The sequence below is a fragment of the Streptomyces sp. NPDC045026 genome (assembly GCF_056432625.1).
This window is the reverse complement of record NZ_JBWKIS010000017.1, coordinates 119,790-131,206: the sequence shown is the minus strand read 5'-3', so window position 1 is coordinate 131,206 and position 11,417 is coordinate 119,790. Positions and strand designations below refer to the sequence as shown.

The 11,417-nt window shown below is 70.4% G+C and carries 8 protein-coding genes and 1 pseudogene; all 9 read left to right on the top strand.

Translation table 11 applies throughout. The features are described 5' to 3' along the window. Positions 1-19 precede the first annotated feature (19 nt). A complete protein-coding gene (locus tag AC07EJ_RS30160; protein ID WP_478885450.1) occupies positions 20-517 on the top strand; it encodes a hypothetical protein in 498 nt (165 codons plus the stop codon). Next, positions 514-939, top strand: a complete 426-nt coding sequence (locus tag AC07EJ_RS30155) for a hypothetical protein (protein WP_478885449.1) — start codon at positions 514-516, stop codon at positions 937-939. Before AC07EJ_RS30160 ends, AC07EJ_RS30155 begins: the two co-directional genes overlap by 4 nt. Continuing rightward, complete coding sequence (locus AC07EJ_RS30150) at positions 930-2,744, top strand: hypothetical protein (RefSeq protein ID WP_478885448.1); 1,815 nt, start codon at positions 930-932, stop codon at positions 2,742-2,744. Before AC07EJ_RS30155 ends, AC07EJ_RS30150 begins: the two co-directional genes overlap by 10 nt. Next, positions 2,744-3,124, top strand: coding sequence for a hypothetical protein (locus tag AC07EJ_RS30145; protein ID WP_478885447.1), 381 nt, complete (start codon positions 2,744-2,746; stop codon positions 3,122-3,124). The genes AC07EJ_RS30150 and AC07EJ_RS30145 overlap by 1 nt, the downstream gene beginning before the upstream one ends. Next, positions 3,124-3,813: a hypothetical protein gene (locus AC07EJ_RS30140; protein ID WP_478885446.1), complete on the top strand. Its 690-nt coding sequence runs from the start codon at positions 3,124-3,126 to the stop codon at positions 3,811-3,813. The genes AC07EJ_RS30145 and AC07EJ_RS30140 overlap by 1 nt, the downstream gene beginning before the upstream one ends. Then, positions 3,810-5,126: a baseplate J/gp47 family protein gene (locus AC07EJ_RS30135; protein WP_478885445.1), complete on the top strand. Its 1,317-nt coding sequence runs from the start codon at positions 3,810-3,812 to the stop codon at positions 5,124-5,126. Before AC07EJ_RS30140 ends, AC07EJ_RS30135 begins: the two co-directional genes overlap by 4 nt. Further along, on the top strand, positions 5,123-9,400 hold the full coding sequence (locus tag AC07EJ_RS30130; protein WP_478885444.1) for a LamG-like jellyroll fold domain-containing protein: 4,278 nt from the start codon (positions 5,123-5,125) through the stop codon (positions 9,398-9,400). The genes AC07EJ_RS30135 and AC07EJ_RS30130 overlap by 4 nt, the downstream gene beginning before the upstream one ends. Continuing rightward, entirely contained in the window at positions 9,393-9,977 is a 585-nt protein-coding gene (locus tag AC07EJ_RS30125; protein WP_478885443.1) for a hypothetical protein, read from the top strand. The genes AC07EJ_RS30130 and AC07EJ_RS30125 overlap by 8 nt, the downstream gene beginning before the upstream one ends. A 41-nt stretch (positions 9,978-10,018) precedes the next feature. After that, positions 10,019-11,417, top strand: a pseudogene (locus tag AC07EJ_RS30120) (hypothetical protein); the annotation flags it as partial.

Below are 11,417 nucleotides of genomic sequence, written 5' to 3'. Positions count from 1 at the left end.
GCGGATCATGCCGGCCGGTGTGAACGTTCCCGTTCTGATCGGCGCGGTGCCGCTGTTCACGGTCACCAGTCTGACCCTCAGCGAGGGGTACCAGGTGGCCAGGATCGCGGGCAGCCGTCTCGCCCAGCTCGTCTCGCCGACGACCCGCACGATCGGCGTCGAAGCCGTACTCGTCGGCAGGACGCGACTCCTGTCCAAGAAGGGCCTGGAGGCGATGGCGCTGACCTCGCGCGCGCTGGCCGGTTCCACGGCACCCCTGATGAACCTGGCCGGACTTCCGGTGGTCTGCGGGATGACCGTCAGTCTCGACATGCAGATCACGAGTCTGCGCTTCACGCAGTCCAACCAGAAGCGGGACGCCGTGGACGTCAGCATCACCCTGGAACAGGTCCCCCGCTCCACCCTGACCACCGTTCTTGGGGAAGCCCTCGACATCGCTCTGGCGGCGGGAACCGTCGCGATCCCGGCCGCGAGCGAGATGATCCCGCCGGAACGCCAGCTGGGAGGTGGACTGTGAACACCGATCTGAGTTTCCTGAGACTGCCGGTCGAGCCCGACGAAGGACTTCCCCAGGTCTTCAGCTGCCCGGTGGGCGACACGGGCTACGACTTCGCCCTGTACGCCAACTTCGAAGGTGGTGAGCAGGACCCGCCCGAGACGCTGTACGACCTCGGGGCGTGCAGCCGGGCCCCGCAGCTTGCCTGTCGCGCCCTGCAGCACAGGCCGCCGGGCCACTTGGTGCTCAGGGTGGCCGGCCCCGGCCCCGACGGTCCGCGCGTGCTCTTTCTCCGCAAGCTCGTCGCCGAACCCGACCTCGTCCACGAGGCCGGTCCGCTGGCCATCCGGCTGGCCGAGGCGACCGTGGCCCGCGGGAACCTCAACGGAAGCGGCCACTACGGCTCCCGGATCGTGATCGGGGTGGCGCTGAGATGGGCGTGATCCTCTGGTACCAGATCGACTTCCCGATCCTGCGGCTGAAGATCTCGAACGACCTCCGCGCCGGAACGGTCCTGGCCGACGCCGAGATCACCGTCAAATACGGGATCGGCGCACCGGGTTCGTTCGACATCACCTTTGCCGACGTGCCGCTCGACGTACACAAGGCGCTGACCACCGGCCTCGGCACCAAGAGCGGCGCGGACGGTGGTATCGACGTCGACATCCACCTCGGCTACCTGGACGACCCCGGCGGCCGGCAGGTGGTCCTCTCCGGCAGGGTCGACTCGATCAAGTCGTCGACCAGATACCAGCCGCTCGGTCTGCAACTGAGCGGGTACGAGGAAGCCTCGTACCGGCTCCTCAATCGCGTGGACCCCGGCGTCAAGCCGCCGATGGCCCGTATCTCGATGGAGAAGACGACTCCCGCCGACGCAGCGAAGCACATCGCCGGACTCGCCGGGCTCGACGTGATCGGCACACCCGATCCCCCCTCCTTCGAGCGTGACATGACGAAGAAGGCCATGAACGGCTTCTTGCTGCTGACCGATCTGGCAAATCAGTTCGGCGCCGAACTCCTCGTCCAGGACGGGGCGGTGCAGTTCGGCAAGGCGATCAGCTACCCGCCCGAGGGCGCGTTCCCCACCGCCCCCGACGGACCGGCAATCGACGCGGCCATCGGCGGCGAGGACTGCCTGCTGGCCCTCAAGACGATGACCGCGGCCCGGCTGGCCGAGTTCAAGCCGGTCGACCTGGGGCCGGTCGGTAAACAGAGCCTCGTCACCAATGTCGTGGACGAGGCCGCGGTGGGGGCGTTCGACTTCACCGTGCTCGGCCTGCCGGCCCTCCGGGCGGGACAGCTGGTGGCGGCAGGGGTGGAGGGCTACCAGAATCCGTTCAAGGGGTTCCGCATCCTCCAGCTGACCCACACCTTCTCGCCGCGCACGGGATACACCTGTTCCGGACGGGCGGTGACGTTCGGCCGCAGTGGCAACAGCCGGCGCAGCGCGCTGGCCCGCCGGGGCACCGCCCAGTCGGTCGCGGACCTGATCGGCGGGAAGATCCAGCAGAGCGCGACCCTCACACCCTCCGTCGACGTCGCCCGGGTCCAGCGGACCAAGCCGGACCAGCGGCTGGCCGACCTGGAGAGCGGGCAGCGGCCGAATGAGGCGGCGGCTTCGCCGAGCGTCGACCTGGAGATCACGGAGGGCGATCCGTTCCGGCACGACAAGCCGATCGCCTCGCCCTTCGCCTGGCACAAGGTGGGGCTCTCGGTCCCGGTGTACAAGGGCATGCGCGCCCTACTCAACCAGGTCAGGGACAACCCCGACGACGCTGTTGTGAACGGTTTCCTCTGGTCCAACGAGCGCAAGATGGACCGCCCGAAGGCCAAGGAGGGCGACTGGTGGCTCTGCCTGCCCACCGAGCTCAGCATCGGGTCCGTCGCCGAACCCACCGGCAAAGGCGTCAACGACCTCATCACCGCGGACGGCCGTCGCGTCGTCGAGGCGATCGGTCTGAAGGTCGCTATCGGCGAGGACGCCTGCACGCCGGTCGGTGAGCGGCCCACCGAAGGGGACGCCGAAACCTTCCTCGTCTCACACAAGTCCGGGACCACCATCGGGATCGATGCCGGCGGCAGCGTCACCGTCGACGGCGGAGCACATGACGTGGTGCTCAAGTCCGGGGGAATGACTCTGACGATTGGTCAGGGAAAGGTGGCGATCGACGGCGGAGCACAACAGGTGGAGCTCAAATCCGGGGGAGCGACCCTGACGATCGGCAAAGGAAAGGTGGCGATCAGCTGATGTCTCTCGTACTCGTCGCTGGCGCGATCATCGAATGCACCCACCAGGGCAAGCTCCGGCTCGAAGCCGGCGACCCTAGGGTCACCGTCCAGGACAAGGGCGTCGTCCTTGTCGGCAAGGAGGCCGGCCTCACGTTCGGCTCCCCGACCACCCCCGTGCCGGGCATGGTCACGCCCTGCACCGCGACCACCCTCACCTCGCCACCCGTCGCCAAGCCCTGCACCACCGGCCCGGCAACCCCCGACGGATCGTCGAAGAAGCTCACCGTGGGAGGCACCCCCGTGCTACTGGTCGCTGCCTCCGGCCTCACCCAGAGCGGGCAGGGACCCGGCCGCTGGAAAGTCACGACCCCCGGGCAGACCGTGCTGGAGTCCCTCTGATGACCGGCCGGCAGGCGGGACGCGACAGCGCATCGGGCAAGCCGGATACTCCGGACGCCTCCGAGGCCGCGGTTCACGACGGCGCGTTCGCCGACGAATCGACCGGGGGTTTCCTCGCGTCCGGTCCGCAGTCGGCCCCGTACCTGTCGGCCGAAGCCGTCGCCGGCCCGCCGCTGGGCGGTTCCGACTTGCCCGGAATCGGCCCGTATCTCTCCGGCGGCGCCGCGCGGGGCGGCGCCCCCAGCCTCGGCCGCAGCCTCGCCCTCGACGAAGGCGACCTGGTCGTCGACCGGCAGACCCGCGACCTCGCGCCGGTCGTCGGCGCCGAGGCCCTCAACCAGGCGCTGTCGCTGGCCGTCGCCACCCAGACGGGCGGCGACCGGCTCAACATCCGCTTCGGATTCGACCGGCTCTCCCTCGGCGCCTACGCCCATGACCTGCCCACCCGCAAGGAGTACATCACGATGGAACTCGTCCGCTGCCTCAGCTCGGACAGCCGCGTCACCGACGTGCGCGAGGTGTACTTCGACGACGACCCGCGCTTCTTCGAACCGGGAACCGGCCTCGACGAGGAAGCCCACCGCCGGAGCGTGGCGGCCGCCCACGCTGCACGCGTGTACACGGTGTACGCCGTTGTCGACACCATCGCCGGCGCCGCCCTCACCCTGCGAGCAAGGGGAACCCCATGACCTCCGAGGAGCGGTTCGGCGTCACCGAGGACGGGTTCGTCGTCAAAGGCATCGACCGGATCATCGCCGACCAGCAGGCCCGCGCCAGGGCGATGTTCGGCGACGACGTAGACCTCACTTCGGGCAGCGCCATCCGGAAAGTCCTGGATGCCACGGCCGTCGGCACCCACGAACTGTGGCGCGCCATGGAGAACCAGTTCTACGGCAACTTCGTGTCCACCGCCCAGGGCCCCAGCCTGGATCTGCTCGGCGAGGACCTCGGTCTGCCCCGCCGCGAACTGCGCGCCCGCGGCACGATCGGCCTCAACATCTCCGAGGCGGAACCGGATCGCGTCTACGTGCTCCCGCTAGGCACGGTCGTCCAGACAGTGACCTCTCCCCCCGTGGCCTACCGGACCACGAAGGACGTCACACTGTCGTTCCAGCAGGCGTCCGCCACGGTCGAGGCCGAGGCCGTCGTGCGTGGTCACGGCGGGAACCTTGCGACCGGCCAAGAGCTGGTACTCGAGCCCGCATGGGTGCTCCACAACCTCAACCTCGGGTCCGCCGTGGTCAAACCCGTCGTACAACAGCCGTTCGTCGGTGGGGAACTCGGCGAGCCCGACGGCGTCTACCGGGCCCGGCTGCTCGGTGTTCCCAGGACCGTGTGGACCCAGGAGGCACTGCTCGCGCAGATCCTCGACGTGAACGGCGTACGGGACGCGGCGATCTTCGACCCCCTCGGCGGAGTGGAGCCCGCCCGGCGAGCCTTCGGAACCTTCCGCTACGGCGGCCGCGCCTTCTCGCGGCAGCGCCGGACCGGCTCGCCGTACTTCTTCGACATTGTCGTCGCACCCGAGCCGGGCTGGCCCTGGACCAGCAGCGAGGAGTATTTCCCGGGTGTCTACGACGAAGTGCTGAAGACCGTGCGGCAGTGGCGGCCCGTGTCCGTCTTCCCCAACATCCTCGCCGCCGTCCAGATAGACGTCGGGATGCGGGCCACCCTGGTCGTCGAGGCGGGACACAATGAGGAAGCCGCCAAGGGCGCGATCCTCGACGCCGTACGTGATTCCGTCAACCGGCTCCGGCTGGGGCACGGCGTTCTCTACTCCGACATCGTGCTCAGCGCTCGTACCGCCGTCGGCGTGCTGGACGTGCAGAACCTGCGGTTGCGCCGCTTCGCCCCCACCTTCGGCCAGGCCTATTACGGCGGCACGTCCTTCGGAGGAGCCCAGGAACTGTCGGCGGGCGAGAACCTCGTCCTCGCGCCCGACGAGATCGCCCGCCTCTCCGTGGACACCTCCATGGTCGACATCCAGGTCGTGGGCACATGAGCGGCACGGCGACCCCACAAGGCCCGTTCCTCCCCGGCGGCCCGCTTCCCCGCGGCATCCTCGACGTCATGCGGGACGCCCTGCCCGCCACGTACGACCGCGGCATGGAACGGCTCGTCCTCGGGCTCGGGGACCGGAAGCAGGACGGGCGCATTCCTGTCCTCGCGTACGACTTCCTCGCCTACGAGCAGCGCTACAGCCGATCGCCCGAGTCCCCCCGCTACCTGCTCGCCCCGCAGGACGACATCACCGCACCGCTCACCGTACGGGTCTACTTCACCCGGACCCCCTCCGCGGCGCCGGAACACGTGGACGTGCCGATCCCGGCCGGCCACCCCGCCGGGCGCGCCGTCACGATTCCGCTCGCCGGCGGAGTGGGCGAGCTCACCGACCGTCTTCAGCTCAAGGACTTGCGTCCCCTAGACCCCACCCACGTGTTTCATCACGTCAATTGGGAGGTCACCGCACTCCTCGGCAACTTGGCCAAACTCCTCTGGGTCATCGGCGCGGAGCACGAGGAGATTGCTGAGCAGCTCCGGGACGTGACGGCCCAACGCGACTCGGACTCCGCCCACGGCGTCAGCCTGGACCTGCTCGGCCTGGACCTGGGCGCGCCTCGTTTCCCGCCCCGCCCGCACGTCCTGGACGGCGCCACGATCGCGCTCTTCCATCTGGACGACCTCCCGCCGTCCGGTGTGGACGGCCTCCCCGCACCCGGCACCGAGGTGACCACCGTCGTCGACGCCGCGGCACCCGGCGTGCCCGCCCGGCAGGGCACCAACAACGGCGCGCACAGCGGCCGCACCGGACGCTTCTCGCACGCGTTCGGGTTCGGGCCGGGCCCGGGCCGGATCCAGGTGCCGGACTCCGTGGCCTTCGCCCTGCCAGCCACCGCTTCCTTCACCGCCGAAGCGGTGGTGAGGCCCGACCGGGTCACCACGACCGGAGCCCTGGTCGCCAAACGCTTCCCGCTCGACACCCCCGAAAGCGTGGGCTGGGCCCTGACCATGGGCACCTTTCGCGGCATCGACCGCAACCTTCGCTTCTCCCTCAACGACGGCAGCCGCGAAGTCGACCTCTTCGCGGACCGGGACCTCGGCGACGGCGCCTTCCACCATGTCGCCGGGGCGCTCGACCGCCATAAGGCCACTGCCACCGCCACCGCACTGCTCTACCTCGACGGAGAGGAAGTGGCCCGCTGCGTCACCGGCGCCCCGGCCGACGACAAAGAGCAGCCGACCACCCCGAACGGTCCCGACGCCGGAAAACAGCTCGGCGCGCTGACCAACACCGCCCCGCTCGACATGGGCGGCCAGGGACAGGAAACCCCGGACGGACCCGAGGTCACCGCCCCGTACGTGGGCCTGCTCGAAGAGGTACGCATCTCGAGCCTGGCCCGCGACTCCTTCGAACCCGTCACCGGCGAAGGCGACGAGCAGTACCGCCGCCGGCTCCAGATCTTCCAACGCTGGCTCCTGCCCACTCCCGACGGCCTCCAGAACGCCGTGAACACGGCTGCCGCGCCCATCGCTGCCGCTCCCCGCGACCTCGAGCCCTTCCAAGTACGGGAACCGACCGACACCGGAATCACCGGCAGGCACACCCTGCGCGTCCTGCCCCCGGAGCTTTCAGTGAGCCACTCCCTCACCGCCGACGGAGACCTGGACACGCCCGAGGCGCTGGCCGTCGGCACCGCCGCACAGGACGAACCGGACTTCGACACCGCCTGGTTGCTCAGCCACCCCGACCGGCTCGGCTTGACCTTCGCGGGAGGCGAGGACAGCCGGAGGATGCAACTCGTCGTCCTCCGCGCCCTGGATGACCTGCTGGACCGACTCGCCGCCCGGCCCGGCGCCGGCTCCCTGCACGTCCTCAAGGCGTACGACGCCCACGACACCGGCCTGCACGGCGTCGGACGCGCCGTCCTCTTGTCCCACGAGACCATGGCCCCCGCGAAACTCGGGGCGCTCGCCCACGCCGCCGGCTTCGGCTGGGTCCAGCACACTCGCGACGGCCACGTCTACGCCTCCCAGCCCCGCGGCGACGTCTTCCGTATCACTCGCGGCACGGAGGAAACGGCGCCGGGCCTGCCGGACATACCGGAAGGCGACCGACTGGGCCTCGGCATCGAACCCGACCCCTCCCACCTCCCCGACGCGGAGATCCGCTGGTCCGTGATCCGCTCGGGCGCGGGTGACGCGGCCTTCCCGCCGGGCGAGGCGGGCACCCTCCACGCCCTCGCCGCCGGCGACGTCTCCGTCCGGGTCGAGGTCGCCCGCCGCGGCCACATCGGCAGCGGCACCCGGCCGATCCGGATCGGACTGCCCGACACCGCCCTCACAGCCGGACACAGCATCAGCCGCACCGGCCGCCGCGACACCGCGGAGGCGGACGACGCCGGGCCGCCCACCGCCGACTTCGACGACGGCATGCTGAACGTCCGCACCGACGACCTGACCCTGCAGCCCGGCCTTGCCGTCTACGGCACCGACCCCGGGAACCGGATCATGCAACAGATCACCTCCGACGCCCTCGACCGCCTGCTCGCCCTGCTCGCCCACACCCCCGGCAAGCTCACCGTCCTCAGGTCGTACGTCCCGCTCGAGGCAGGACAGCCCGGCGCGAACCTGCACGCACAGGGCCGAGCGCTGTTGCTCCGCCACGACACGCTGACCGCCCCCACCCTCGCCGCGCGGGCGTTCGCAGTCGGCTTCGACCACATCCGCGTCGAGCGACCGGTCGCAGCGGGAGCGCCCGAGACTGTCCACGTCGCCGTGGCAGCCGGCGAGCAACTCACGGTGACCGGCCCGAGCGAGCTCACGACCGGGGAGTCCGCCCCGGTCTCGGTCACGCCCCGCGCCGAACCGACGGCGGCCTGCTTCGCCGACGACGGCACGCGGGTCTTCCTCGCCGAGCCCGGCACACACCGGATCACCTCCTTCACCCTCGCGGCGAAGCCGCCGCAGACGTTCCCCGGGATCGCCCTGGACAAGTCCCTCAGCGTCGCGCCGTTCCCGGGTGACCTTGCGTTCGGCGGTGGACATCTCTTCGTCTCGCACGAACAGCTCGGAAGGGTGTCGGTCCTCGACCCCACCCACCTGAAGGCTCAAGAGTCCGTACCGGATATCACCGGCCCCCGACCGGCAGCCGTGGCGACCGACGCCGACCGGCTCTATGTCGGCTTCCGGGGCGACCGGACCCAGGTCCCGACCCTGCGCGCCTATTCTCTGACGACCGGCCAGGAAGAAGCCGCCCCTCTCACGCTGCCCGCCGCGCCACGATCGATCGTGGTCGCCACCGCGGGCCCATCGCTGTACGTCGTCGTGGACGGCGGCCGATGGTGCCGGGTCGAGCGCGCCACGCTCACCCTGAACGAGACTGTCGACATCGGAGATCCGGAGGCCCACGCTGCCGCCGTCACCCCGGACGGGAGCAAGCTCTACGTGATCTGCCCGGGAGCCGGCACGGCCGGCGGTGGACAGATCCTCGTCCACCGCACGCTGGGGCAGCAGGCCACTGCCACCATCGGAGGCTTCCCCGAGGGCACTGTGCCGGTGGCGCTCAGCCTCAGCGGGGACGGAAAGCTGCTCTACGTGGCGACCGAGGGCTCGCCCTCCGCGGTCGGCCGCGTGCACCTCGTCGACGTCGCCACCGACGTCCGGCTGCCGCAGGTCTTCAGCCCCGGCCGCGGCGGAACCGCCCTCGCGGCGAGCCCGTCCGGGACCCCGTACGGGCCTTGCCTCGTCGTGGCCCCGCACCGCAGTGGAACCGTGCTCCTCGCCGATCCGGCGCCACTCGGCCAGAACCCGTCCGCCCCGCCACGCCTCGACGCTGAGCTGCCGTTGGGGACCGGAGCGGGGGAGGAGCTCGTCTGGTCCGTGACCCCGGACGACAACGGCCTCGCCGAACCCTCGGCGCACGCCGCCCCCGTCAGCGCGGTCACCGGTATCACTCCGGGACGGGCTCTGATCCGGGCCACCTATCTGCGTGGTGACGACCTGCGGCCGTACCAGTGCGAGATCCGGCTCAAGCCGGAGCTGGAGTCCCTGGGCGACGCGGCCATCACGAAGGAGCAGTACGACCTGATCCTCAACATCCTCAACTGGTTCCATCCGCTCGGCGTGGAATGCCGTACAGACCGCCTGCGCGCCCTGGCGGGACTGGGCACCGACGAGGCGGAACTCTTCCCCGTCTACACCTTCCCGACCTACCACGTCGTGGATCCCTTCTCGTCTCCCTTCATCCGCCTGCGCAAGGACGACCGTGATGATTAAGCCGTATGAACGACAGTTCAACCACAAAGACTGGATCGACAACCAGGACCGTGTCCAGGCGGGCGGAGAGGAGGGCCTCAACGACCGGTTCCACCGGCTGGAGGCGGAGTTCGACGGGCTCGCCGGGAACCAGATCAACCCGATCATCGACCAGTTGGCAAAGCCGAGGCATCTCACGCTGATCCCCGCCCTGATTGCGTACGAGGATTCAGGCGTTGCCAAGCCTGCCTGGAACCAGGCCCTCGACATGGTCGAGAAGCCACAGGGCACGGCAGAGGCACACGGCTTCATGAACGTCGTGCTACCCGACGGCGCCTCAGTGACGTCGCTCCTGATGACCGGGAACAAGCAGTCCGCCGCAGGCTCGCTGACGGTGGTGCTGAAAGCCCGCGAGATCAACAACAGCGGGGGCGCCGATTCCCTCATCACGGCCGACGAGTTGGACGAGCCGGCCAAGCCGCCGGGAGGGGTGAGGATCGCGAACGATACGCACCGTTACTTCCTGACAGTCGACATCACCAACGCCGGCCTCAGCGACGTCGTCAAGGTGTTCTGCATCCAGGTCACCTATCAGTGACCGTCCCGGTGCCCCTCGATGAGCGGGAAGAGGAGACGACCATGTCAGCCGCGGGACCAGTCCAAGGACAGAACGGCGCCAGTGGATACGACCCGGGCGCCGAGACTCCACCGGTCAAGTTCGGTGTATGGGGGGACAGTGCCGACAGCAATGGTGTCGTCGGCAGCAGTGGCCGCTCGGGAACCGCGGAACAGCCCGGCGGCGCCGGCGTGAACGGTGTCAACAAGGAGATCGAGGGCGTCGGAGTCCTGGGCCGGTCCACGTCCAACGGCGGTGGTACCGGTGTCCTGGGTACGAGCGTTCGTGGGGCAGGTGTCTCCGGGGCGAGCAAGGGAGACAGCCCCGGCGTGCTGGGCAAGGGCGTAGCGGGCCCGGGGGTGACCGGCCGGAGCGATCAAGGCCCCGGAGTGAAGGGCGAGGGGGCCGTCGGCAGTCCCGGAGTCCTCGGCACCGGTAGCGAGGGGCCCGGCGTTGAGGGCAGCAGTCAGGCGGGAGCCGGGGTGTACGGGACGGGAGGCGGGACCAGCGCGGGACTTCTCGGCATCGCGTCCGCCGGACCGGGAGTGTCGGGGACGAGCTCCGGGGGTCCCGGCGTCGCCGGTCACGGCGGCGGCGCGGACCCGGGCGTGTCCGGCACAGGTGTGACCGCTGCTGGAGTCGCCGGATCGAGCGCTCAGGGCGACGGTGTCTCGGGCACGGGCGGTGGCTCGGGAGCCGGGGTCTCCGGCAGCGCGTCCACCGGTCCGGGACTCCGTGGCAAGAGCGACCAGGGTCCCGGTGTCACTGGCCAGGGCGGCGGAACCGCCCCGGGCGTGGCGGGCACCGCAGCGGCCGGCCCGGGGCTGTCCGGTGAGAGCACGCAGGGCGCCGGCGTCTCGGGTTCGAGCGCCCAGGGCGCAGGCGTCGTCGGAAAGGGCGGAGGTTCCGGCGCGGGCGTCACGGGCAGTGCCACCGCCGGACCGGGCGTCTCGGGCACCAGCACCCAGGGGCCCGGCGTCCAGGGCACGGCCGGAGGACCGGCAGCCGGCGTGGAAGGCGTCGGAACATCTGGTTCGGGCGTGTCCGGCACGAGCACGCAGGGCGCGGGTTTGTCGGGTTCGAGTACGCAGGGTGTGGGTGTCTCGGGTGCGGGTGGTGGGTCGAGTCCGGGGGTGCGGGGTTCAGGTGGCGCGGGTCCGGGTGTGTCGGGCATCAGTACTCAGGGGGTCGGGGTGGATGGCACCGGCGGCGGTACGAGCGCCGGCGTCAAGGGCTCCGGCACCAAGGGACCGGGGGTGTCGGGCGTCAGCAGCAGTGGTGCTGGAGTCCAGGCACAGAGCACCAGCGGTTCGGGCGTGTCCGCCTCGAGCACGCAGGGCGCGGGTTTGTCGGGTTCGAGTACGCAGGGTGTGGGTGTCTCGGGTGCGGGTGGTGGGTCGAGTCCGGGGGTGCGGGGTTCAG